Here is a 22,399-nt window from a genome sequence, read left to right as displayed (position 1 = left end):
ACGGCGGCGCCCGTGCTCTTCCCACCGCCGCACGCCCGCCGGCGCCGGGTGACCGACAATCCGGATCGCCCTCTCGCGCCGAACCACGAGTCATGACGCGCCTACGATTTGCCCTCAGCGGGATCCTCGCCGCGGTTGCCGGGATCGCTGCCGGCCACCTCGTCGCGGGCTTCCTCGCTCCCGCATCCTCGCCGGTGCTCGCCATCGGGTCGACCGTGATCGACCTGACCCCCACGCCCGTCAAGGAATGGGCGATCGCGACCTTCGGCACGAACGACAAGCTGATCCTCCAGGGGTCGGTGCTCGTCGTGACGCTCGTCCTCGCCGCTGTGGCCGGCCTGCTCGCCCGCCGCCGGATGCCCGTCGCCGTCGGCTTCATCGTGCTGCTCACCGGCCTCGCCGGCGCCGCCGCGCTGCTGCGGCCCGCGGCCCGCCCGCTCGACGCGCTGCCCGCCGTTGCCGCGATGGCGGCCGGTGTCGCCACGCTCGTCTGGCTCGCCCGTCTCGCCCGGACCGCCTCGGGCGACGTCGTCCGGGAGACCACCGGCCCCCGGGACGCGGTCATGACGAACGCCACCGGGCCCGACAGCTCGACGGCCGGCTCGAAGGCCGGACGCCGCGGCTTCCTCTTCGGCGCACTCGGCGTCACGGCCCTCGCGGCGCTCGCCGCGGTCGGTGGCCAGCTGCGCGCCGGCGCCCAGTCGGTCAAGAAGGTCGTCCTGCCCGCCGCCGCCGACAAGGCCAAGGCGCTGCCGAAGGGGCTCGAGACGACCGTCTCCGGCATCTCACCACTGCGCACCCCGACCGACAAGTTCTACCGCGTCGACACCAACCTCGTCGTGCCCCAGGTCGACGTCGACACGTGGACGCTCGAGGTCGACGGCATGGTCGAGAAGCCCTTCACGATGACCTTCGCCGAGCTCGCCGCCATGCCGCTCATCGAGCGCGACATCACCATGACGTGCGTCTCCAACGAGGTCGGCGGCGGCTACATCGGCTCCGCCCGCTGGCTCGGCGTCAAGCTGACCGACGTCCTCGACCGGGCCGGCATCACCGGCAGCCCGGACCAGGTGCTGAGCACCGCCGTCGACGGCTTCACCATCAGCACCCCGCTGGCCGTCGTCCGCGACGGACGCGACGCGATGATCGCCATCGGCATGAACGGCGCCCAGCTCAGCGACACCCACGGCTTCCCCGCGCGCCTCATCACGCCCGGCCTCTACGGCTTCGTCGGCGCGACGAAGTGGCTGACCAAGCTCACCCTGACGACGTATGCCGCCGACCAGTCCTACTGGACGAAGCGGCAGTGGGCGACGGACGCCCCGATCAAGACGAGCGCGCGCATCGACACGCCCGCACCCCTGTCGACGATCAAGGCCGGCACGACCGCCATCGCCGGCGTCGCCTGGGCCCAGCACCGCGGCGTCGGCACGGTCGAGGTCAAGATCGACGACGGCCAGTGGCAGAAGACCAAGCTCGGCCCCGACGTCGGCATCGACTACTGGCGCCAGTGGTACCTCCCGTGGGACGCCAAGCCCGGACTGCACCGCATCGCGGTGCGCGCGACCGACCTCGAGGGGCAGGCGCAGATCACCGAACGCGCCACGCCGTTCCCCAGCGGGTCGAGCGGCATCCAGGAGGTGGTGGTGACCGTCGCGTGAACGCATACGGCCAAGAACCCGCGAAAAAACTTCTCCGACAAGCAATCCGGAGCCACAGCGGCACCGAATCCCAGATGACCGTGCACCACACAGCCACAAGGAGTGACTGACATGAAGAGCATGAAGACCCGTACCGGCCTCGTCGCCCTCGCCATCGCCCTGCCCCTGAGCCTCGCGGCCTGCGGCAGCTCCAGCGACAACACCGCCGCCGCCGGTGGCAGCACGCCCGCCGCGACGTCCTCGGACGCCATGACGAGCACGCCGTCCGACACGATGACCTCGTCCGAGTCGATGGACGCCGCTGCGGCCGTCTTCGGTGAGGGCTGCGCCGCGGTGCCGAAGGACGGCGCCGGCTCGTTCAACGGCATGGCCACCGCGCCGGTCGCGACCGCCGCGAGCGCCAACCCGCTCCTGTCGACGCTCGTCACCGCAGTCAAGACCGCCGGCCTCGTCGACACCCTCAACTCGGCTCCCGAGATCACCGTCTTCGCGCCCGTCAACGACGCGTTCGCCAAGATCCCGGCCGCCGACCTCAAGAAGGTCCTCGCCGACAAGCCGACCCTCACCAAGATCCTCACGAACCACGTCGTGGCCGGCAAGCTCTCGCCGGACCAGCTCGCGGGCGACCACAAGACGCTCGCCGGCACCACGATCACGGTCAAGGGCTCTGGCGAGAACTTCACCGTCGGCAAGGCCGACGCCAAGGTCATCTGCGGCAACGTCCCGACCGCCAACGCCACGGTGTACATCATCGACGGCGTCCTGATGCCCTGATCGTCACCTGACCAGGCTGACGCAGACCACGACGACGGGCGACACAATGGACCCCATGTCACGGTTCTCGGTGGTTCCCTCCGGCGATGAGTCGCCGGGGGGACCCGCCCGCCCAGTCACCCTGGAGCAGCTGCTCCGCCGAGCAGCGACGGGAGACGAGACGGCCTTCGCAGAGCTCTACGACGCCGTCTCCTCCCGGCTCTTCGGTCTCGTCCGCCGGGTCGTGCGCGACCCGGCCCAGTCAGAGGAAGTCACCCAGGAGGTCTTCCTCGAGATCTGGCGGCACAGCGCACGGTTCGACCCGAGCAAGGGTGCAGCTCTCTCGTGGATGCTCACCATCGCTCACCGCAAGGCCGTCGACCGGGTCCGGTCGGCGGAGGCAGCCCGTCACCGCGACGAGGGATACGGCGCCAGCAACCAGGACGTCACCCACGACTCCACAGCGGAGGCCGTCGTCGAACGGCTCGATGCGGAGCGGGTTCATCGGGCGCTAGAGACGCTCACACCGGTCCAGCGGCAGGCCCTCGAGCTGGCCTACCTCTCGGGATACACCCATACGGAGGTGGCCACCATGCTCGACCTGCCACTCGGGACCGCCAAGACACGCATCCGTGATGGACTGATCAGACTACGAGACACGTTGGGGGTGACACTGTGAGCGAAGACATCCACGCACTCTCGGGTGCCTACGCCGTGGACGCCCTCGACGACGTCGAGCGAGCGCGCTTCGAGCGCCACCTCGCCGGCTGCACCGCCTGCCAGGCCGAGGTCGAGAGCCTCGTCGCCGCGGCGTCGGAGCTGTCGGTGCTGACCGAGGCCGCTCCGCCGGCCTCGCTCCGGGCCAAGGTGCTCGCCGAGATCGCGACCGTCCGCCCACTGCCGCCCCTCACGGCACCGCAGCACGAGTCCGTCGACGAGGACGTCACGTCGTCCACGCCCCCGGAGCCCGTGCAGGCTCCGGCCGCCACCGGAGCCCCGGCCACCCAGGTCGAGCACGCCGACGACCTCACCGAGCGTCGCCGGTCCCGCTCCACCCGGGGGCTCGCCCGCGGCTGGCGGGTCGTCGTCGCTGCCGCCACGGTGGCCGTGCTCGCCATCGGCGGGTTCACGGTCTGGAAGCAGATCGACAAGGATCCGTCCCGGGCCATCGCCGACCAGGTGCTCGCGGCCCCCGACGCCACGCGCTACGGGCAGCGGCTCGCCGGCGGCGCGACGGCCACGGTCGTCCGCTCCAACTCGCTCCACAAGGCCGTCATCGTCACGTCCGGCATGTCGCAGCCGCCCTCGGGCAAGGTCTTCCAGCTGTGGCTCCAGGACGCGACGGGTCACATGACCTCGGCGGGCCTGATGCCCGGCGGCGGCGACCAGGTGGTCGTGCTGAGCGGCGACGCCAGCCACTCGAAGGGCGCCGGCATCACGGTCGAGCCCGACGGCGGGTCCGACCAGCCGACCTCCGACCCCGTCGCGTTCATCGCCTTCGCCTGAGACAACCGGTCGCCCGGACGTCGGGCGGTCACGAGCTCGCTCCCGGCTTCCCCAGCTGGAGCTCGTGACCGCCCGACTTCCGCGCTCCGGCGGGAATCGCTCCGACCACTCCCGGATCGGTCACCCCAGGTACGGCGGCGCGACGCCCCAGCCCCACCGTGGAGTGGGAGCGCGTTCGACCGGTTCGGCGCCGGGCTGGGAGTTCTCCATGGCGAGCCGGGTGCCCCACTCGAGGTAGCCGATGATCGCGGCCCGGAACTCCGGGTCGGCGGGCAGCTCGGCGTCGTCGGCCGCCAGACTCATCGTGGCTGCGAACCGGTGCCGTTGCGCTGGCGTGATGGCCAGCCCGAGGTGGTGGCGGAGCATCGACTCGTACCCCCCGTGCCGCTCCGTGTAGGTCGCAGGACCGCCGAGCACCTCGGCCCACCAGTCCGCGACGTGGGCTCGATGATGCTCCGACACCCCGCCCGGGAAGAACCCCGACAAGGCTTCGTCGAGCTCGACCCGGTCGTAGAAGCAGTCGATCATCCGGCGCAGCGGCGCGAGACCGCCCGCCCACTCGTACAGCGTCGGCAACTCCGGTTCGTGGACTCCACCCATGACGCCAGTGCACCCCACCCGGCGGCCTGCCGCACCCGGATTGATGATCGTGAGCCGTCGGTTACCGCGATGTCGGGACGTCGGTCGACGTGAGCAGCCCGCTCCGTCGGCGACTCCGGGCCGGTCGTCCCGGTACGTTCTCCTGCCATGGACCGGATCGAGGTGGCGGGCTTCCCCACGGGTGCCGTATGCGTGGCCCTCGTCGTGCGCGGACGATGACCGGGCGTCACGGGCACGGGCTCGTCATCGGGAAGTTCTACCCCTTCCACGCCGGCCACCAGGCGCTCGTGCGGGCGGCGACGAGCTCGTGCGACCGCGTCACCGTCGAGGTCATGGCGCACACCGTCGAGTCGATCCCCGTCGAGGTCCGCGTGGGCTGGGTGCAGGCCGAGCACCCGACGGCCCGCGTCGTCGCGGCCCCGGACGACCACGACGTCGACTTCGACTCGCCGGAGGTCTGGGACCTGCACATGGACGTCATCGAGTCGCACCTCGACGCTCCCGTGGACGCGGTCTTCACGAGCGACGCGTACGGCGAGGAGATGGCCCGTCGGCTCGGCGCGACATGGGTGCAGGTCGACCCGGGACGGGCCTCGACCCCCATCTCGGGGACCGCGGTGCGTGCCGACGTCGCCGGCTCCTGGTGGGCGCTGCCGTCGCCGGTCCGGGCGTGGTTCGCCAAGCGCGTCGTCGTCGTGGGCGCCGAGTCGACAGGCACGACGACGCTGGCCGACGCCCTGGGCGCGCACTACGGCACGACGGTCGTCCCCGAGTTCTGGGGTGAGTGGACCGACCGGCGAGCCGGCGGGCTGACCGGGCCGTGGCACACCGCCGAGTTCGAGCTCGTGGCCCGCGAGCAGGCCGCCCTCGAGGACGCGGGGGCCGCCGCCGCACCGCGACCACTGCTCGTCTGCGACACCGACGCCTTCGCGACGACGCTCCTGCACGAGCGCCACGTCGGCACCCCGTCGCCCAGCGTGCGGGCCCTCGCCGACGCCCGCCCGACTCCGGCCCTCTACCTCCTGTCTGGCGACGAGATCCCCTTCGTCCCGGACGGCATTCGCGACGGCGAGCACGGGCGCGCGTGGATGCAGGGTCGGTTCCGCGAGGAGCTCACGGCCCGCCGCGTGCCGTGGGTCGAGGTGCGGGGCACGCGCGACGAGCGACTGGCCGCGGCCACCGCCGCTGTCGACGAGGTCGTCGCCGAGGGCTGGGACCTCGCCGACCCTGTGGGCTGACGGGTGGGTTCGCGACCCGGCTGGCGCATCCGCGTGGATGACCACGTCAGGGGAGCAGCACACACGGGGCTCGGCCACGTCTCGAGCCAGCACGTCGTCGTCGAGCCGGTGCCCGATGCGGCCGCCTTCGGTCCGGGCAAGCCGCGCCTGTTCGCGACGGCCACCTGAGGCGACTCGTCCACCCGAGGTCGCGGACGGCATACGCCATCGGTCGACGCGCGTCAGTGCGGTGGGCCGGCCGCGTCGGCCCAGATGTCGAGCGGGACCGAGCGGACGCTGCGGCCGTCGAGGTCGAGCTCACGACCCATCCGTTTGACTGAACGGAGCACCATCGACCGGTCGTGGATCGTCATCTGCGGCACCTCGGCCGCGAGCCGGGCCTCGACGTGCGACAGCTCGGTCAGCGAGTGGGTCGTCAGGGCGATCATGAGGTTGGGGCGGCCACCGGAGATCCGCCAGCACACGCGGATGCCCGGCAGCCGGCGCAGGGTCGTGGCCACCGCGTCGATGTCGCCGGCGTCGGCGTAGGCCCAGAGCCAGCTGATGACCGGCCACCCCGAGTCCGGCAGAGCCATGTCGCACCGGAGGACGACGCGTCCGTTGCCGACGAGGTCGGCGAGCCGGCGCCGGACCGTGCTCTCGCTGAGCCCCGCCCGCGCTGCCATGGTGGCCACCGGCATCCTCCCGTCCTCGCCGAGCAGCAGGATCAGCTGACGGTCGACGGCGTCGTAGCCCCGGGCGAGGTCGGTCTGCTCGGACGTCAGGCCGTCGAGACGCGGCTGCGGCGCCCGCATCATGACGGCGCGCTGCGAGGCGTCGAGCACGTGCAGCTGCCAGTGGTCGCCCATCGAGTAGACCTTCGTCACCGCATGGCTGCTCGTCGCGACGACGCCCGGGATCGTGCCGACCGACTCGAGGAGGAAGCGGGAGAGGAACGCGAGGTCGCGCACCTCGACGAGGATCGTCAGGGAGCGGGGCCCGCTCGTGTGCTCGACGCTGAGCACGTGGGGCAGCTCGGTGACCTGCCGCGCAATGGCCAGTGTCTGGGCAGCGCTGCAGCTCAGCTCGACGACGGCGAGGCACGACTCGGGGCGCCCCTGCCCGGTCGCCCGCCCGGACACCCAGGCGATGCCCGCCGACGAGAGTCGCTGCCAGCGTCGGGCCACCGTCACCGGGTCGACGTCGAGCGCCTCGCCGACGAGCGTCCACGACGCGCGAGGCTGCAGCTGGAGGCAGTTGACGATCGCCAGGTCCAGCTCGTCGGCGCGTGCGGCGGAATCCTGCGGAATCTCAGCACTCGTCGCGAGATCCTGCGCATTCCGGGCTCTTCGTGGCATGGCTGCCATTCTCGGTCACTGGTGCGGCCCGCTCAAGGCGGCCCGACGCCACACCGTCCTCAGCACGCACGACCGACACAGGAGCGACGCATGCCGCCCGAAGGCGCGACCCGCGAGATGACGCGACCGACCCAGCCGGCCGGTCTCGACTGGACGACGCAGCTCATGGAGATCGACACGACGAGCCGCGACACCAACCTGCCGCTCATCGACCTCGTCGCCGCGCACCTGCGGGAGCACGGCGTCGAGCCCGTCCTCATCACGAACGACGACGGGACCAAGGCCAACCTGCTCGCCACCATCCCGGCGGCGGACGGCACGACCACCGGGGGCGTGGTCCTGTCGGGGCACACCGACGTCGTGCCGGTCGACGGGCAGGACTGGGCCAGTGAGCCGTTCGTCCCCGAGATCCGCGACGGCCGTCTCTACGGCCGCGGCTCCTGCGACATGAAGGCCTTCATCGGTTCGGTCATGGCCACGGTGCCGGCCCTGAGCACGACGCCGCTCCGTGAGCCGGTCCACCTCGCCCTGTCCTACGACGAGGAGGTCGGCTGCGTCGGCGCCGTCTCCCTCGTCGACGCGATCGTCGAGCGTGGGCTGCGCCCCCGGGCCTGCATCGTGGGCGAGCCGACGAGCATGCGGGTGATCCGCGGCCACAAGTCGCTGACGATGCTGCAGGTGACCTTCCACGGAGTCGCGGCCCACTCCTCGCGGACGCCCTTCGGTGTCAATGCGATCGAGTATGCCGCCCAGCTCGTCCGCTTCGTCCGTGGCGTCGCCGACGGCTTCCGCACCGACGGCCCGTTCGACGAGCACTACGACGTGCCCTTCACGACGGCGACGGTCAACCAGATCGAGGGCGGCATCGCCGTCAACACCGTCCCGGCCGAGTGCTCGCTCACCTTCGAGTTCCGCGCCGTCGGCGCGGTGGACGTCGACGCGACCGTCGAGACCTTCCGCGCCGAGGCGCGCCGCATCGAGGCCGAGATGCGCCGCGAGAACCCTGACGCCCGCGTCGAGGTGTCGATCGGCGCCCAGGCACCGGGCCTCGAAACCGCGGACGACGAGGACGTCATCGACCTCGTGACGAGGGTCGGTGGCGAGGCCTCCACCGAGAAGGTGGCCTACGGCACCGAGGCCGGCCTCTTCCAGCGCGCCGGCATCCCGACCGTCGTCTGCGGCCCCGGCGACATCGCGCAGGCCCACGCGCCGGACGAGTTCGTCGCGATCGAGCAGATCGAGCGCTGCGACACCCTCCTCGCCAACCTCCTCAGCCACCTCAGCGCCTGACGCGCCCCGACCTCCCACGCCGTCCCGAAGGAGCACCATGACCCTGACCGCCACACCGACAGACGTGACTCCCGAACGCTTGGCCGAAGCCCGCAAGGCGGTGCTGAGCAGCTCCATCGGCGCCGCGCTCGAGTGGTTCGACATCATCGTCTACGCGTCGTTCGCCATCGTCATCGCCGAGAACTTCTTCCCGGAGGGCGACCAGACCCTGGGCCTGATCCTCACGTTCGCGACGTTCGCCATCTCCTACCTCGTCCGTCCGCTCGGCGGGATGCTCATCGGCGGTTACGGCGACCGGCACGGGCGCAAGAAGGCCCTGACCCTCACCCTCCTGCTCATGATGGTCGGCACCGTCCTCATGGCGGCGGCGCCCACCCACGCCATGGTCGGCGCCTGGGCCGGGGTCATCATCCTCGTCTCACGGCTCGTGCAGGGCTTCTCGGCGGGCGGCGAGTTCGGCTCGGCGACGACGTTCCTCGTCGAGACCGCGCCGCACCGCAAGGCCTACTACGCCTCCTGGCAGGTGGCGAGCCAGGGCATCTCGATGTTCCTCGCGTCGGCGTTCGGCTACGTGCTGTTCACCCAGCTGTCCAAGGAGGACCTCTACTCCTGGGGCTGGCGCATCCCGTTCGTCATCGGGTGCCTCATCGGTCCGGTCGGCCTCTATGTCCGGGCTCGCCTCACGGAGCCCAAGGAGTTCACCGAGAGCACCCCGAACGAGGCACCGATCCGCGCCACGTTCACCGAGCACCTGGGACGGGTGGTCACCGGCTCGGCCTGCGTCGGCGTCGCCACCATCTCCGTCTACCTCATCCTCTTCATGCCGACGTATGCCGTGAAGAACCTCGGCGTCCCCGCGAGCGCCGCGTACCTCGGCGGCGTGGTCGCGGGCGTCGTGACGATGGTCGGGGTCCCGCTCGTCGGTCGGCTGGCCGACCGCGTCGGACCGGCCCGGGTCATGGTGTGGGCCGCCGTGGGCGCGCTCGTGCTGGCCTGGCCGCTCTTCGCGATCGTCATCGCCTCGCCGACCGTCCCGGTCCTCGTCGTGTCGATCGGGCTCCTCGGCGTCATCATGGCCTTCTACTTCGGCCCTCTGCCGGCCCTGCTGACCACGCTCTTCCCGAGCGACGTGCGGGCCACCGGCGTCTCCGTCGCCTACAACGTCGGCGTCACGGTCATGGGCGGCATCGCCCCGCTCGTGCTGACCTGGCTCATCGGCCTCACCGGCTCGCTCAACGCCCCGAGCGTCTACTACATGGTGGTCGCGGTGATCTCGCTCGTCGGCCTGACGGTGGCCCGCCGACGCTACGGCGCCGCCTGAGTGCCCGCCGTCCGCGGCGTCGGCGTGCTCGCCCGACGTCGCGGACGGCATACGCCCCCGGTCCGGCGGGTGTCAGACGGAGGCCGGCCAGCGACGGGCGCGCCACTCCGCCCAGGAGGCGAAGCCCGCCGGTGGGTCGTCGACGGGTTCGCTGCCGTCGAGCTCACCGGGCGTCGGGACCTCGATGCTCGCGTCCTTCGTCAGTCGGAGGGCCCGCTGCTCGACCTCGAGGCGCCGGGCTGCGGTGGTCTTGCCGGTGCCGGGCAGTCCCACGGTCAGGAACAGGGTCGGGGGGCTCATCGATCACCTTCCGTGCGAGCTTTTCGCCCCATCATCGTCGACGTCTCGCCGGGGTCGGCCCTGTCCGGTCCGTCGCCGACGACGTCGACGACGTCTCTCCCTCCGCGAGCAGCGACCCATGGCTAGTGTCGACATCGGAGCACTGCCAGCGTCGAAGGAGGCCGCGATGAGATTCATGCTGATGATGCACGTGGGGCACGACGGCGGTCGCGAGGTGCTGGAGTGGAGCCAGACAGACATCGCGAACATGATCGAGTTCCAGCGGTCGTTCGACCGGGAGCTCGAGGAGAACGGCGAGATGGTCTTCAACGCCGGGCTCGCGTGGCCCGACCAGGCACGGATCGTGCGCCACGCCGACGGGGCGCCCGCCGTCAGCGACGGGCCGTTCCCCGAGGGTCGGGAGTTCCTCATCGGCTTCTGGGTCGTCGAGTGCGACAGCGAGGAACGGGCGTATGCCATCGCGGCGAAGGCGTCGTCGTCACCCGGGCCGGGTGGGGCGCCGACCGGCGTCCCGATCGAGGTGCGTCCGCTCGCCGGGCCTCCGCCCGTCGACGCCTGACCGACGGGCGGACCACGGACGACACGTGGACGTCCTTCCCGCACTGACGGTCGGGCAGTCCACCGTGCCTTCCGGGCGCTGACGATCCCGCCGGGGCGCCGGGTCGCGAGGTACGTTGTCGCCATGAGCGACACCCCCGTGTCAGGCGGGTCCACCGGGCCGACGGGCCCGGACGAGCAGTTCACCGTCCCCGTGCCCAACCTGCCGCGCGGTCCGGGCGCCGGCGCGGCCGGACCCACGACACCTGCGGCCGCGGCGCCGACGCAGGCCATCCCCGTCTTCGAGCCGACGCGTGAGCTGCCGACGGCCGACCCGTCGTGGCCCTCCCCGCAGCCGTCTGCTCCCCCCGTGCCGCCGAATCCGTATGCCGGACAGCCGGTTTGGCCGGCCACCTCAGCTCCCAGCCAGGTCACCGACGAGACCGTCGACCCGCTGCTCGGGCAGATCGGTGTGGCGCTCTTCTGGATCACGGTCGGCTGGTGGCTCTTCGTCGTGATCCGCGTCCTCGGCTTCCTGACCCGTCACGGCGTCACCGACACGATCCTCATCCGGACCATCGACCTCGGCGCCGAGGAGACGGTCGTCGCAGCCGTCCTGTCGGTCCTCGCGGCGCTGCTGCTCCTCCTCGGTCGCGGGCGATCCGGCCGATCGCCCCTCGGCTGGGCCTCCCTCGCTCTCGCCGTCGTCACGGTCGGCGTCGCCGTCTGGCGCCTCCTCCCGTGACCGGGATCGCCTGAGCGCGAACGGGATCCGATGCTCACCCCTACAGCGGCCCGAGAGGTCGCAGACGCCTACGGTCTCGACGGGACCGCGAGCCTGACCGGCCCGGTCGCGCGCGGTCAGCTCGGCCAGGTGTGGCGGCTCGACACCGGTCACGGCAGCCACGCCGTCAAGGAGTGGTTCGCCACGCCCGACCTGGACGCAGCCTCGAGGGACGCCGACCTCGTCGCGGCGGCCCGAGAGCAGGGCGTCGTCACGCCGCGGATCCTGCGCACGACCAGCGGCGACGTGGCCACGACCGTCGACACCGCGGACGGCGAGACGGCCGTCCGGGTCTTCGAGTGGGTCGACCTGCAGCCACGGACCCGCCGACTCGACCCGGTCGCGGTCGGGCGCACGCTCGCGGGACTGCACCGGGCGGGCGCGCCGTCGGACGAGGCCGTCGACAACTGGTTCGCGACGGGCTTCGGCGAGCAGCGGTGGCGCGAGCTGCACCAGCGGGTCCTCGAGGAGGGTGCACCGTTCGCCGGGCAGCTCGGCGCGCTCGTCGACGAGCTCGTCGCCGTCGAGTCGGTCGTCGAGCCGCACGAGGCGCCCATCGTCTGCCACCGCGACCTCTGGGCCGACAACGTGCTCGCCACGTCCGGCGGTGACGTCTGCGTCATCGACTTCGAGAACCTCGGCCCGGCCGACCCGAGCCAGGAGCTCGCCATGGTGCTCTTCGAGTTCGGCGACGACGACCCGGCCCGCGCGCGGCGGCTGCACACGGCATACCGCGAGGCCGGCGGACCGGGGCGGGTCACCCGCCGCGGGCACTTCACGATGCTCGTCGCCGAGCAGGCCCACATCGGCCAGCTCGCCTGCTCGCGCTGGGTCGGTGCGAGCAGCGAGCCGGAGCGCGAGCGCCTCGCCGCCTGGTTCCTCGAGATCCCCGACGACCCGGTGACGCTGCCGCGCATCGACCGGGTGCTCGCCGCCGTCATCTGACGTCGGAGAGCACCGCTGCGCGGCTGGGCTCAGGCCCGGACGACCCGCAGGGTCCGCACCTCGAAGGCACCGAGCTCCACCGGCACCGCGCCATCGACGACCGGGACCTCGCCGTCGTCCAGCGGCTCCTCGAGGAGCGTCGCCGTCGTCACCGAGCCGACCGGGAGGTCGAGCCGCAGCGTGCCCCGGGCGCGGCCCCCGAGCGACTCGTAGACCCGGACGACGAGGTCGCCCGAGCGGTCGGCGGCCTCCTTGACGCTCGACACGACGATGCCCTCACCCGTCGCCGTGACGAGCGGGCCGACGCCGTGGCCACCGGTGACCCGACGGGCCGGCGTCCCCATGAGCGCGCCCTCGCGTGTCGCGACCTCGGCGTCGGCCCCGATGACGAGCCCGTAGCGGTGCGTCTGGACGCCCTGGTCGGTCTCGGGGTCGGGGAAGCGCGGGGCCCGCAGCAGCGACAGGCGCAGCGTCGTGACGACGCCGTCGCCGACGACGTCGCGGGTCACGTCGTGGCCGTAGGTCGAGTCGTTGACGAGCGCGACCCCGAAGCCGCGCTCCTCGGCGAGCACGAAGCGGTGCATGGACGTCTCGAACTTCGCCGCCTCCCAGCTCGTGTTCGTGTGCGTGACCCGGCGGTGGAAGCCGAACTGCGTCTCTGCGGCGACGTGCTCGGCGCGCACGTCGAGCCGGAAGGCGACCTTGAGGAACTTCTCCGTCTCGTTCCAGTCGGTCTCCTGCTCGATCTCGAGGAGCCTCGCTCCCGGTGCGAGCGAGAGCTCCTGTCGCACGGTGGAGTCGGGCGAGATGCGCCGCTCGACGACGACCCGGGCGACCCCCTCCTCGTCGACCGAGGCCGACAGTGCGCTCTCGTCGCGCAGGTCGGTGACCCGGTTGCGGTAGTAGCGGTCGACGTCCCACGCGTCCCAGCGGTTCGGGACGTCCTCGTGCAGCTGGAGGAGGTTGCCCTCGCGCCCCGGTGCGATGGCGTCGCGTGCCGTCGCGAGGTCGACGGCCGAGGTGACCAGTCCCTCGGCCGACACCGTCACCGCGACGACGCCGTTGTCGAGGACCCAGCCGCCGTCGCGCTCGCTCAGCGACACGGCATACGCCCCGGGCTCGTCGGTCCGCGACTCCCGCTCGACGACGCCGCCGGCCGGCACCCCGGCACGCTCGAAGGGCGCGGCGTTGGCCTCGAGGGCCGTGTCGCCCTCACCGACGAGCGCCGCGAGGGAGCGCGCGACGATCGCCTCGGCCGCCTCGGTGACCCGGGCGTACTGCTCGACCGCCTCGCGGTGCACCCACGCGATCGACGTCCCGGGCAGGATGTCGTGGAACTGCTGGAGCAGCACCTGCTCCCACAGGGCGTCGAGCTCGTCGTGGGGGTATGCCGTCCCCGTCCGCACGGCGGCCGTGGCCGCCCACAGCTCCGCCTCGACGAGCAGGTGCTCGGTGCGACGGTTGCCCTGCTTCGTGCGGTGCTGCGAGGTCAGCGTCGCCCGGTGCAGCTCGAGGTAGAGCTCCCCGACCCAGACGGGCGCCTGCGGCAGCTGCTCACGGGTGCGGTCGAAGAAGGCGTCGGGGTGCTCCCAGCGCACCCTCGGGCTGCCCTCGAGATCGGCGAGGCGGCTCGCCCGGCCCGTCATCTCGCGGGTCGTGCCGCCGCCGCCGTCGCCCCATCCGACGGGCGCGATCGAGCCGGTGGCGACGCGGCTCTCGCGGAACTGGCGCGAGGCCAGGGCGACCTCCGCGCCGGACAGCTGCGCGTTGTAGGTGTCCATCGGCGGGAAGTGGCTGAGGACGCGGGAGCCGTCGATGCCCTCCCAGAGGAAGGTGTGGTGCGGGAAGGTGTTGACCTGGTTCCACGAGATCTTCTGCGTGAAGAACCACTCGAAGCCGGCCCGGCGCATCAGCTGTGGCAGGGCGGGTGAGTAGCCGAAGCTGTCGGGCAGCCAGACGCCGCGGCAGCGGATGCCGAGCTCGGTCTCGAAGAAGCGCTGGCCGTGGAGGAACTGGCGCACGAGCGACTCGCCGGACGGCATGACGGTGTCGCTCTCGACCCACATGCCGCCGAGCGGCACGAAGCGGCCGGCGTCGACGGCTGCCTTGACCCGTTCCCAGACCTCGGGCCGGTGCTCCTTGATCCACGCGTACTGCTGGGCGCTCGACATGCCGTAGACGAAGTCGTCGGTCTCGTCGATGAGCGTCGTCATCGACGCGGTCGTCCGGGCCACCTTGCGGATCGTCTCGCGCACGGGCCACAGCCAGGCGCTGTCGATGTGGGCGTGGCCGACGGCGGAGATCTCGTGCGCGCTCGCCTCGGCGGGGCGGGCGAGCACGTCGACGAGGGCGGCGCGTGCGTCCCCGGCCGTCGACGCCACGTGCTGGAGGTCGAGGCGGTCCATGGCGTCGTCGAGGGCCTGGAGCACCTGCATGCGCCGCGGTCCGGGCGGCAGCTCGGCCTGCAGCTCGAGGAGCACCTGGACGTCGAGCGCGAGCTCGAAGACGTCGCGCTCGAAGACCGCGAGGTCGAGGCGACCGGTGGAGTAGAGGCGCGTCGACGAGCTCGTGACGATGTCGCCCTCGCGCGTCGGCACGAAGGGGTTGCCTGCGACGAGGATCGGGTTCGAGGCGGCCTCGACGTAGAGCTCGACGGCCTGCGCGGCCTCCGCCTCCTCGGCGACGAGGACCCACTGGTTGCGCGGGTTGAGCGACTTCACCGGCGTGCCGTCGGCGCGGTAGACGAGTCCCTCGCACTGGAAGCCCGTCATGTCGCGGTCGAAGCCGAGGTCGGCGACGACCTCGACGCGGCGTCCGGCCCAGTGCGCCGGCACCTCCCCGGTGAGCCGGAACCACGTCGTGCCCCAGGCGGCGCCCCACGGGGTCCCGACGGCATACGGCGTGTAGTCGAGCGCGAGCCCCTCGGCCGGCGGGACCGGTTCGCCCGGCAGCTCGTGCCACTCGGCCGTGAGCGGCACCGACTCGGCATGGACGGCCGGGAGGATGCGCTCGGCGAGGACGCGGGTCACGCGGCCCACGGTCAGGGGGATGTCGTCGTGCATGGCTGCCTCTCGGGGGTGCGGGGTCGGCCGATCTCGGCACGACGGCCCGACGCGGACCGATCGCCGCACGGGCGACGACCTCCGGCATATCGTGACCGCGTGACGAACATCGGACGCCTCATGCTCGCGCAGGTCAGGTCGATCGGCTCGCGCAACACCTGCCTGTCGCCGGGCGATGTCCCCGGGGGCCCGTGGGTCGCGCGCGGTGGACGGACCTATCGCACCGGCGCGAGCGGCAGCACGAGCGAGGCCATCACCCGGGCACGCGCGATCCGCTCGGTCACGAGCGTGCGCGGCTACCAGGAGGTGGGCCGGGCCGACCTCTTCATCCAGGTCATCCCCTTCGCGTCACCGGAGGACGCCCGTGCGGCCCTCACCGAGCTGCGCGCGCTCCCGAGGACGATGCCGCAGAGCAAGGGCCTCTCCGACGTCGGCGAGCTGCGGGCGGTCGCGGCGCCCGAGGTGGCCGGCACGACGCACGTGGAGGCGGCCGAGCAGGCGTTCGTCCTCGACGGCGAGCACTCGCGCACCCTCACCGTGTGGTGCGTCGTCGGCAGCACGGTCGTCGTGGCGGCGCTCGGTGGGCGGGCCGAGGCGGTCCGGTGGCCGCAGCGCGCGGCGATCGTCGAGGCGCAGGCGGCCGCGCTCGGCTGAGCCGGTCGCGCCTGCCGAGGCGTGCGTCAGCCGCGACCGAGGATGCGGCTGAGGAAGCCGGGACCGGACGCCTTCTCGGACTCGGCGTGGCCCGGGCAGCGCTGGCCCGCGGGCACGTTGCGCATGACCTGGTCGACGTGCTGGCCGCAGCCGGCCCACGTCGTCTTGCCGCAGGTCTTGCAGGTGGCCGCTCGGCACATGGTCGATCTCCTTGGTCGATGTATACCCATGGGGGTATGCGTTCGCGACCACGATAGCCGAGAGCGGGCGCGCGTCCAAGCCCGCTCGGCGGCGGGGTGCGGCTCGGGGGCGGGGCGTGGCCCAGCAGCCGGCGTACGGCTCAGAGGTCAGCGCTGCTGCCAGTCGGGGCCGAGGCGCACGACGTCGCCCACGACGACGACTGCGGGGGACCGCACGCCACGCTCGCGGGCGAGCTCGGCGATGGTGCCGACCGTGCCGACCGTGGTGCGCTGGTCGGGCCCGAAGCCGCGCTCGACGACCGCGACGGGGCAGTCGGCCGACCGGCCGTGCCGGGCGAGCAGCTCGGTCGTGCGGGCGAGCTGGGTGACACCCATGAGCAGGACGAGCGTGTGGTCGCCGCCCGTCGGGAGCACCGGGATGTCCTCGTGGCCCGTGACGACCGTGAAGCCGCGCGCGACGCCGCGGTGGGTCACGGGTATGCCGGCCGCCGCGGGCACGCTGACAGCGCTCGTCACGCCGGGCACCACCTCGACCCGTATGCCGTGTGCCTCGCAGGCGTCGCGCTCCTCGCCGCCGCGGCCGAGGACGTAGGGGTCACCGCCCTTGAGGCGCACGACGCCGAGGCCGCGCTGGGCCTCCTCGACGAGGATGTCGTTGATGCGCGACTGCGGCACCGGGTGGTTGCCCGGGGTCTTGCCGACGTCGATGACGCGCACCGACGCAGGCAGCCGGTCGACGACGGCGCGGGGCGCGAGCCGGTCGACGACGACGACGTCGGCCGAGGCGAGCAGCTCGTGACCGCGGGTCGTGAGGAGGCCGTCGACGCCCGGCCCGCCGCCGACGAGCGCCACCCAGCCGCGACGGCCGTGCGTGCGGGTGCGGCGCAGGTCGAGGGTGCCCGAGACGAGCGCCCGCTCGACGCCGTCGCGGATCGTCACGGCGAGACCGGGGTCGCCGGCGGCATACGCAGCCACGGTGACGCGGCCGTCGGGGGTCGTCACGTCGGCGCGGGCGGCGACGCTCGCGGTCGTGCCGGCGGCGTCCGTGGAGTCGACGCACCAGACGCGCAGGGCCTCGGCGTCCGCGGCGACCTCGCGGTCGACGGACGGCTCGCCCGTCGCCGTGTGGGCGAACCACGCGCCGTCGAGGTCGGCGGGGCCGGCGTAGTCGCGCTCGAGCCACTCGACGCGGCCGGCGTCGGCCAGATCGCGCAGGTCCTCGCAGAGCCACGGGGCGACGACCCGCACGACGGCGCCTTCGTCGAGGAAGGCGCGGACCCGGCGCGCGGACACCGGGCCCCCGCCGACGGCGACGACGAGCCGACCGGTCAGGTCGAGGACGACCGGCAGGGCCGGTTTCAGATCTCCCATTCCTCGTCACCCTCGGGCTCGGTCGGGGCGTCGGCGGCGGTGGGCAGGGTCGCGCCCACCATGCCGGCGGCGACGGTGCGCCCGTCGTGCGCGTCGATGAGCAGGAACGAGCCACCGCGGCGCGAGGTCGAGTAGTTCTCGACCGGGACGGGCGCGGCGAGACGGAGGGTCACGAGGCCGATGTCGTTGAGCGACAGGGCTTCCGCCGGGACCGTGTGGAGGTCGTCGAGGTCGAGGGCCCCGTCGAGGGAGCGCACGGCGGTCTGCACCGTGCGCGAACCGTGCTTGAGCAGCAGGCGCTGGGCCGGGCGCAGCGGCGCGTCGCCGAGCCAGCAGACGACGGCCTTGATGTCCTGCGTCGGCTCCGGGGCGTCGGCGGCCGCGGCGATGACGTCGCCGCGCGAGATGTCGATCTCGTCGGTGAGCCGGAGCGTCACCGACTGCGGCGCAAAGGCCTCCTGGAGCTCACGGTCACCGAGGTCGATGCCGGCGACGGTCGTGCGGCGGCCGGAGGGGAGGGCCACCACCTCGTCACCGACGCGCACGACGCCCGAGGCCACCTGGCCGGCATACCCCCGGTAGTCGCGGTGCGCCTCGTCACGGGCCGCGCCCTGGGGGCGGATGACGAGCTGGACCGGCAGTCGGAAGGACTCGCCCCCCGGGTCGTCCGACGGCGGGAGCGCCTCGAGGAGCTCGAGGAGGCTCGGGCCGGCGTACCAGGGCGTGCGCGGCGAGCGCTCGGCGACGTTGTCGCCGTCGAGGGCGCTGACCGGGATGGCGATGGCGTCGACGACGCCGAGCTCGCGGGCCACGGCCTGCACCTCGGACTCGACGCGGTCGTAGACCTCCTGCGAGAAGTCGACGAGGTCGATCTTGTTGACGGCGACGACGACGTGCGGCACCCGGAGCAGCGCGGTCACGGCGAGGTGGCGGCGGGTCTGCTCGAGGACGCCCTTGCGCGCGTCGACGAGGAGCACCACGACGTCGGCCGTCGAGCTGCCGGTGACGGTGTTGCGCGTGTACTGCACGTGACCGGGGCAGTCGGCGAGGACGAACGAGCGGTTCGCCGTCGCGAAGTAGCGGTAGGCGACGTCGATGGTGATGCCCTGCTCGCGCTCGGCGCGGAGGCCGTCGGTGAGCAGCGCGAGGTCGGCGGCGGTCAGGCCACGGTCGCGGGAGACGCGCTCGACGGCGGCGAGCTGGTCGGAGAGCACCGACTTCGTGTCGTGGAGGAGGCGACCGACGAGGGTCGACTTGCCGTCGTCGACCGAACCGGCCGTGGCGAGCCGGAGCAGGGTGCCGCGGGCGGCACCGGCAACGGCGGCCGGGTCGAGGACCGGCGTGGTCTGGGTGGGGGCGGTCACTAGAAGTAACCCTCCTTCTTGCGGTCCTCCATGGCGGCCTCGGAGATCCGGTCGTCGGCGCGCGTGGCGCCGCGCTCGGTCAGGGTCGAGGCGGCCACCTCGACGACGATCTCGGCGTTCGTGCGCGCCGGGGACTCGACGGCCCCGGTGCACGACATGTCGCCGACGGTGCGGTAGCGCACGAGGCGCGTCTCGACGGGCTCGTCGTCGCGCGGCTGGCTCACCGGGCCGACAGCGAGCCACATGCCGTCACGCTGGAAGACCTCGCGCTCGTGGGCGTAGTAGAGCGGCGCGAGCGGGATGTGCTCGCGGTCGATGTAGCGCCAGATGTCGACCTCGGTCCAGTTGCTGATCGGGAAGACGCGCACGTGCTCGCCCGGTCGGTGCCTGGGGTTGAAGAGGTTCCACAGCTCGGGCCGCTGGTTCTTCGGGTCCCACTGGCCGAACTCGTCGCGGAGGCTGACGATGCGCTCCTTGGCGCGCGCCTTCTCCTCGTCGCGTCGCCCACCGCCGAAGACACCGTCGAAACGGTGGTCGTTGATGGCGTCGAGCAGCGGCAACGTCTGGAGCGGGTTGCGGGTGCCGTCGGCGCGCTCGCGCAGCCGGCCGTCGTCGATGTAGTCCTGCACGCTCGCGACGACGAGCCGCAGGCCGAGGCGCTCGACGGTCTCGTCGCGGTAGGCGAGGACCTCGGGGAAGTTGTGGCCCGTGTCGACGTGCAGCACCGGGAAGGGGATCGGCGCCGGCCAGAAGGCCTTAGTCGCGAGGTGGAGCATGACGACGGAGTCCTTGCCGCCGCTGAAGAGCAGCGCCGGACGCTCGAGCTCGCCCGCCATCTCGCGGATGACGAGGATCGCCTCGGCCTCGAGGGTGTCGACGTGGGTGAGGCGGCGGTCGTCGGAGTCGCCCGGGTCACCGGCAGGGGCGGCCGGGGCCGCGTCCAGAGGGGTGGTCGTCGTCATGTGTGGAGTCCGCACTCGGTCTTGGAGAAGCCGGCCCAGCGGCCGGCCCGGGGGTCCTCGCCGGGCTCGACCCGGCGGGTGCACGGCTCGCAGCCGATCGAGGGGTAGCCGTCGGAGAGGAGGGAGTTGACCTCGACCTGGTGCTCACCGGCATACGCGAGCAGCTCGTCGAAGGTCCACGCCGCGAGCGGGTTGATCTTGACGAGGCCGTTCTTGGCGTCCCACGTCACGAGGGGGGTGTCGGCCCGGGTCGGGCCCTCCTCGCGGCGGACTCCGGTGACCCATGCCTCGTAGAGCGGCAGGGTCCGCGCGAGCGGCTCGACCTTGCGCATCTGGCAGCACAGTGCCGGGTCGCGCTCGTAGAGGCGAGCGCCGTACTCCTCGTCCTGCTCGGCGACGGTCAGCTCGGGCATGACGTTGACGAGTGTGATCGGCAGGTCCTCGGCGACGATGTCGCGGGTGACGATCGTGTCGGAGAAGTGGTAGCCGGTCTCGAGGAAGAGGACGTCGACGCCCGGCGCGAAGCGCGAGACGACGTGGGGCAGCACGGCGTCGGCCATCGAGCAGGCCACCGCGAGGGTGCCGTCGAAGTGGAAGGCGGCCCACGCCGCGACCTCGTCGGCGGTCGGCTCGCGCTCGGGGTCGGCGCCGAGGGTGGCGTTGAAGTCGTCGACGATCGCCTTGAGCTCGGCATCGCTGCGCCGCTTGCGCGGGACCTTGGGCGTCGCGAGGGGAACTGCGGTCACAGGAGTGCTCCTTCGTCTGCGCGGCGGGTCCACGACGAGAAGCTCTCGCCGGACTCGCGCTGGTCGAGGAAGGTCCGCACGACGCGCTCGACGTAGTCGGGCAGGTCGTCGGCCGTCACCTTGAGGCCGCGGACGGTGCGTCCGAGGCCGGCCTCGTCGCGGTCGACGGAGGCGAGGCCGCCGCCGAGGTGCACCTGGAAGCCGGGCACCTGCTCACCGTCGATCGTCACGAGCTGGCCCTTGAGGCCGATGTCGGCGACCTGGATGCGGGCGCACGAGTTCGGGCAGCCGTTGACGTTGAGGCTGATCGGGGTGTCGAGCTGCTCGGTGACGTCAGCGAGACGCTGCTCGAGCGCGGCGATCGTCGTCGCCGCCGTCGCCTTGGTCTCGACGATGGCGAGCTTGCAGAACTCGATGCCGGTGCACGCCATCGTGTGTCGCCGGAAGGGACTCGGCGCGGTGCTGAGGCCGAGCTTCTCGAGGCGGGTGACGGCGCCCCGGACGAGGCGGCCCGGGACGTCGAGGACGACGAGCTTCTGGTGCGGGGTCAGGCGCAGCCGGTCGGAGCCGACGTGCTCCATGAGGTCGGCGAGCCCGGTGAGCACGTCGCCGCTGATGCGACCGACGGTCGGCGCCGCGCCGATGTAGCGCTTGCCGTCCTTCTGCAGGTGCACGCCGACGTGGTCGCCGGGGCCGCTGGCGGGCGCCGGCGGCGGGCCGTCGGGGAGCTCGCGCTCGAGGTACTCGTCCTGGAGCACCTGGCGGAACTTCTCGGGACCCCACTCGGCGAGGAGGAACTTGAGGCGGGCCTTGTTGCGCAGCCGGCGGTAGCCGTAGTCGCGGAAGATCCGGATGACCCCGTGCCAGACCTCGGCCGCCTCCTCGGGCCGCACGAAGACCCCGACCCGCTCGGCGAGGCGGGGGCTCGTCGAGAGGCCACCGCCGACCCAGAGGTCGTAGCCGGCGCCGAGCTCGGGGTGGACGACCCCGACGAGGGAGATGTCGTTGATCTCGTGCACGACGTCGAGGCTCGGGTGGCCGGTGATGGCCGACTTGAACTTGCGCGGCAGGTTGGCGAGCTCCGGGTCGCCGATGTAGCGGTCGAGGATCTCGTCGATGACGGGCGTCGGGTCGATGATCTCGTCCTGCGCCACCCCGGCGAGCGGGCTGCCGAGGATGACACGCGGGGTGTCGCCGCACGCCTCGGTCGTCTGGAGACCGACGGCCTCGAGGCGCCGCCAGATCTCGGGGACGTCCTCGACGCGAATCCAGTGGTACTGGATGTTCTGCCGGTCGCTGATGTCGGCGGTGCCGCGGGCGAACTCGTGGCTGATCTCCGCGAGGACGCGCAGCTGGGCGAGGCTGATCGCGCCGCCGTCGAGGCGGACGCGGAGCATGAAGTACTCGTCGGACAGCTCGGTGTCGTCGAGCTGAGCGGTGCGGCCGCCGTCGATGCCGGGGCGGCGCTGCGTGTAGAGACCCCACCAGCGGAAGCGCCCCGAGAGGTCCTGGGGCGGGATCGACGCGAAGCCCTCGCGCGAGTAGATCTGCTCGATCCGCTCGCGGACGTTGAGCCCGCCGTCCTCCTGCTTCCAGGTCTCGTTGGCGTTGAGCGGCTCGGTGCCGTCGACCTTCCACTGCCCGTTGGAGCGGCCGGCGCGGGGCGGGCGGGTGCCGGGGCGCACCGGGGCCGTGCCGGTCGCGGAGTCGGTGACGGTCATGTAATCGAATGTATAACCAGCACTTATCTCTGCCCAAACGGGTCCAG

22 protein-coding genes are annotated in these 22,399 nt (G+C 72.4%); 12 read left to right on the top strand and 10 right to left on the bottom strand.

Annotated elements, in window-relative coordinates; translation table 11 throughout:
* Positions 1–92 precede the first annotated feature (92 nt).
* The 4 genes from ASE25_RS06155 to ASE25_RS06140 all read left to right on the top strand — a co-directional run bounded on the left by ASE25_RS06155 (position 93) and on the right by ASE25_RS06140 (position 3,920).
* A complete protein-coding gene (locus tag ASE25_RS06155) occupies positions 93–1,661 on the top strand; it encodes a molybdopterin-dependent oxidoreductase (protein ID WP_056823632.1) in 1,569 nt (522 codons plus the stop codon).
* A gap of 111 nt (positions 1,662–1,772) precedes the next feature.
* Entirely contained in the window at positions 1,773–2,435 is a 663-nt protein-coding gene (locus ASE25_RS06150; protein WP_056780801.1) for a fasciclin domain-containing protein, read from the top strand.
* A 46-nt stretch (positions 2,436–2,481) separates the two neighbouring features.
* Positions 2,482–3,093 carry an ECF RNA polymerase sigma factor SigK gene (gene sigK, locus ASE25_RS06145; protein WP_156415698.1) on the top strand — a complete coding sequence of 204 codons (612 nt, stop codon included), beginning with the start codon at positions 2,482–2,484 and terminating at the stop codon, positions 3,091–3,093.
* Complete coding sequence (locus ASE25_RS06140) at positions 3,090–3,920, top strand: anti-sigma factor domain-containing protein (RefSeq protein WP_056823630.1); 831 nt, start codon at positions 3,090–3,092, stop codon at positions 3,918–3,920. The genes sigK and ASE25_RS06140 overlap by 4 nt, the downstream gene beginning before the upstream one ends.
* A gap of 120 nt (positions 3,921–4,040) precedes the next feature.
* Here ASE25_RS06140 and ASE25_RS06135 read toward each other — a convergent pair whose 3' ends face one another.
* Positions 4,041–4,520, bottom strand: coding sequence for a group II truncated hemoglobin (locus tag ASE25_RS06135; RefSeq protein ID WP_056823979.1), 480 nt, complete (start codon positions 4,518–4,520; stop codon positions 4,041–4,043).
* 215 nt (positions 4,521–4,735) lie between these two features.
* Here ASE25_RS06135 and ASE25_RS06130 point away from each other — a divergent pair, with 215 nt between their 5' ends.
* Both ASE25_RS06130 and ASE25_RS23620 read left to right on the top strand, forming a co-directional pair.
* A complete protein-coding gene (locus ASE25_RS06130; RefSeq protein WP_056823627.1) occupies positions 4,736–5,758 on the top strand; it encodes an AAA family ATPase in 1,023 nt (340 codons plus the stop codon).
* Positions 5,759–5,791: 33 nt separating this feature from the next.
* On the top strand, positions 5,792–5,926 hold the full coding sequence (locus ASE25_RS23620) for a hypothetical protein (RefSeq protein WP_255358376.1): 135 nt from the start codon (positions 5,792–5,794) through the stop codon (positions 5,924–5,926).
* A gap of 53 nt (positions 5,927–5,979) precedes the next feature.
* Here the strand turns inward: ASE25_RS23620 and ASE25_RS06125 are convergent, their stop codons facing one another.
* Positions 5,980–7,095, bottom strand: a complete 1,116-nt coding sequence (locus ASE25_RS06125; RefSeq protein WP_056780789.1) for an Lrp/AsnC family transcriptional regulator — start codon at positions 7,093–7,095, stop codon at positions 5,980–5,982.
* A 90-nt stretch (positions 7,096–7,185) separates the two neighbouring features.
* Here ASE25_RS06125 and argE point away from each other — a divergent pair, with 90 nt between their 5' ends.
* Positions 7,186–8,385, top strand: a complete 1,200-nt coding sequence (gene argE / locus ASE25_RS06120) for an acetylornithine deacetylase (RefSeq protein WP_082622709.1) — start codon at positions 7,186–7,188, stop codon at positions 8,383–8,385.
* A gap of 37 nt (positions 8,386–8,422) precedes the next feature.
* Positions 8,423–9,706 carry an MFS transporter gene (locus tag ASE25_RS06115; RefSeq protein WP_056823625.1) on the top strand — a complete coding sequence of 428 codons (1,284 nt, stop codon included), beginning with the start codon at positions 8,423–8,425 and terminating at the stop codon, positions 9,704–9,706.
* A gap of 72 nt (positions 9,707–9,778) precedes the next feature.
* On the opposite strand, the gene ASE25_RS06110 is transcribed toward ASE25_RS06115, so the two are convergent.
* Positions 9,779–10,006: an AAA family ATPase gene (locus ASE25_RS06110; RefSeq protein WP_056823622.1), complete on the bottom strand. Its 228-nt coding sequence runs from the start codon at positions 10,004–10,006 to the stop codon at positions 9,779–9,781.
* A 166-nt stretch (positions 10,007–10,172) separates the two neighbouring features.
* On the opposite strand from ASE25_RS06110, the gene ASE25_RS06105 reads away from it, so the two are divergent.
* The 3 genes from ASE25_RS06105 (at position 10,173) to ASE25_RS06095 (ending at position 12,272) form a co-directional block, all read left to right on the top strand.
* Entirely contained in the window at positions 10,173–10,565 is a 393-nt protein-coding gene (locus tag ASE25_RS06105; RefSeq protein ID WP_056780784.1) for a YciI family protein, read from the top strand.
* 123 nt (positions 10,566–10,688) lie between these two features.
* Positions 10,689–11,288: a hypothetical protein gene (locus tag ASE25_RS06100; protein ID WP_056823618.1), complete on the top strand. Its 600-nt coding sequence runs from the start codon at positions 10,689–10,691 to the stop codon at positions 11,286–11,288.
* A 30-nt stretch (positions 11,289–11,318) separates the two neighbouring features.
* Entirely contained in the window at positions 11,319–12,272 is a 954-nt protein-coding gene (locus ASE25_RS06095; protein ID WP_056823615.1) for a phosphotransferase enzyme family protein, read from the top strand.
* A 29-nt stretch (positions 12,273–12,301) separates the two neighbouring features.
* Here the strand turns inward: ASE25_RS06095 and ASE25_RS06090 are convergent, their stop codons facing one another.
* On the bottom strand, positions 12,302–15,334 hold the full coding sequence (locus ASE25_RS06090) for a glycoside hydrolase family 38 C-terminal domain-containing protein (protein ID WP_056823612.1): 3,033 nt from the start codon (positions 15,332–15,334) through the stop codon (positions 12,302–12,304).
* A 99-nt stretch (positions 15,335–15,433) separates the two neighbouring features.
* Here ASE25_RS06090 and ASE25_RS06085 point away from each other — a divergent pair, with 99 nt between their 5' ends.
* The gene (locus ASE25_RS06085) at positions 15,434–15,988 is read left to right on the top strand and encodes a hypothetical protein (RefSeq protein ID WP_056823610.1); all 555 of its coding nucleotides are present in this window, start codon (positions 15,434–15,436) and stop codon (positions 15,986–15,988) included.
* A 26-nt stretch (positions 15,989–16,014) separates the two neighbouring features.
* On the opposite strand, the gene ASE25_RS23155 is transcribed toward ASE25_RS06085, so the two are convergent.
* From ASE25_RS23155 to ASE25_RS06060, 6 genes are all read right to left on the bottom strand, one after another.
* Positions 16,015–16,188, bottom strand: coding sequence for a hypothetical protein (locus tag ASE25_RS23155; RefSeq protein ID WP_156415697.1), 174 nt, complete (start codon positions 16,186–16,188; stop codon positions 16,015–16,017).
* Positions 16,189–16,335: 147 nt separating this feature from the next.
* On the bottom strand, positions 16,336–17,559 hold the full coding sequence (gene cobA, locus ASE25_RS06080; RefSeq protein ID WP_056823606.1) for a uroporphyrinogen-III C-methyltransferase: 1,224 nt from the start codon (positions 17,557–17,559) through the stop codon (positions 16,336–16,338).
* Positions 17,547–18,923 carry a sulfate adenylyltransferase subunit 1 gene (locus tag ASE25_RS06075; protein WP_056823603.1) on the bottom strand — a complete coding sequence of 459 codons (1,377 nt, stop codon included), beginning with the start codon at positions 18,921–18,923 and terminating at the stop codon, positions 17,547–17,549. The genes cobA and ASE25_RS06075 overlap by 13 nt, the downstream gene beginning before the upstream one ends.
* A complete protein-coding gene (cysD, locus tag ASE25_RS06070; protein ID WP_082622708.1) occupies positions 18,923–19,885 on the bottom strand; it encodes a sulfate adenylyltransferase subunit CysD in 963 nt (320 codons plus the stop codon). Before cysD ends, ASE25_RS06075 begins: the two co-directional genes overlap by 1 nt.
* Positions 19,882–20,631: a phosphoadenylyl-sulfate reductase gene (locus tag ASE25_RS06065; RefSeq protein ID WP_056823600.1), complete on the bottom strand. Its 750-nt coding sequence runs from the start codon at positions 20,629–20,631 to the stop codon at positions 19,882–19,884. The genes cysD and ASE25_RS06065 overlap by 4 nt, the downstream gene beginning before the upstream one ends.
* Complete coding sequence (locus ASE25_RS06060; RefSeq protein ID WP_056823597.1) at positions 20,628–22,352, bottom strand: nitrite/sulfite reductase; 1,725 nt, start codon at positions 22,350–22,352, stop codon at positions 20,628–20,630. Before ASE25_RS06060 ends, ASE25_RS06065 begins: the two co-directional genes overlap by 4 nt.
* Positions 22,353–22,399 lie beyond the last annotated feature (47 nt).

The sequence above is a fragment of the Terrabacter sp. Root85 genome, from assembly GCF_001429185.1.
Lineage (GTDB): Bacteria > Actinomycetota > Actinomycetes > Actinomycetales > Dermatophilaceae > Terrabacter.
This window is presented reverse-complemented; position numbering and strand designations above follow the sequence as displayed.

Excerpts from the sequence above, each read along its gene's own strand:
- ASE25_RS06105 (WP_056780784.1), top strand. The coding sequence starts at position 10,173 with ATGAGATTCATGCTGATGATGCACGTGGGGCACGACGGCGGTCGCGAG.
- ASE25_RS06090 (WP_056823612.1), bottom strand. The coding sequence starts at position 15,334 with ATGCACGACGACATCCCCCTGACCGTGGGCCGCGTGACCCGCGTCCTC.
- argE (WP_082622709.1), top strand. The coding sequence starts at position 7,186 with ATGCCGCCCGAAGGCGCGACCCGCGAGATGACGCGACCGACCCAGCCG.
- ASE25_RS06060 (WP_056823597.1), bottom strand. The coding sequence starts at position 22,352 with ATGACCGTCACCGACTCCGCGACCGGCACGGCCCCGGTGCGCCCCGGC.
- ASE25_RS06135 (WP_056823979.1), bottom strand. The coding sequence starts at position 4,520 with ATGGGTGGAGTCCACGAACCGGAGTTGCCGACGCTGTACGAGTGGGCG.
- ASE25_RS06130 (WP_056823627.1), top strand. The coding sequence starts at position 4,736 with ATGACCGGGCGTCACGGGCACGGGCTCGTCATCGGGAAGTTCTACCCC.
- ASE25_RS06100 (WP_056823618.1), top strand. The coding sequence starts at position 10,689 with ATGAGCGACACCCCCGTGTCAGGCGGGTCCACCGGGCCGACGGGCCCG.
- ASE25_RS23155 (WP_156415697.1), bottom strand. The coding sequence starts at position 16,188 with ATGTGCCGAGCGGCCACCTGCAAGACCTGCGGCAAGACGACGTGGGCC.
- ASE25_RS06150 (WP_056780801.1), top strand. The coding sequence starts at position 1,773 with ATGAAGAGCATGAAGACCCGTACCGGCCTCGTCGCCCTCGCCATCGCC.
- ASE25_RS06155 (WP_056823632.1), top strand. The coding sequence starts at position 93 with ATGACGCGCCTACGATTTGCCCTCAGCGGGATCCTCGCCGCGGTTGCC.
- ASE25_RS06125 (WP_056780789.1), bottom strand. The coding sequence starts at position 7,095 with ATGCCACGAAGAGCCCGGAATGCGCAGGATCTCGCGACGAGTGCTGAG.
- cobA (WP_056823606.1), bottom strand. The coding sequence starts at position 17,559 with ATGGGAGATCTGAAACCGGCCCTGCCGGTCGTCCTCGACCTGACCGGT.
- ASE25_RS06095 (WP_056823615.1), top strand. The coding sequence starts at position 11,319 with ATGCTCACCCCTACAGCGGCCCGAGAGGTCGCAGACGCCTACGGTCTC.
- ASE25_RS06115 (WP_056823625.1), top strand. The coding sequence starts at position 8,423 with ATGACCCTGACCGCCACACCGACAGACGTGACTCCCGAACGCTTGGCC.
- ASE25_RS06110 (WP_056823622.1), bottom strand. The coding sequence starts at position 10,006 with ATGAGCCCCCCGACCCTGTTCCTGACCGTGGGACTGCCCGGCACCGGC.
- sigK (WP_156415698.1), top strand. The coding sequence starts at position 2,482 with ATGGACCCCATGTCACGGTTCTCGGTGGTTCCCTCCGGCGATGAGTCG.
- cysD (WP_082622708.1), bottom strand. The coding sequence starts at position 19,885 with ATGACGACGACCACCCCTCTGGACGCGGCCCCGGCCGCCCCTGCCGGT.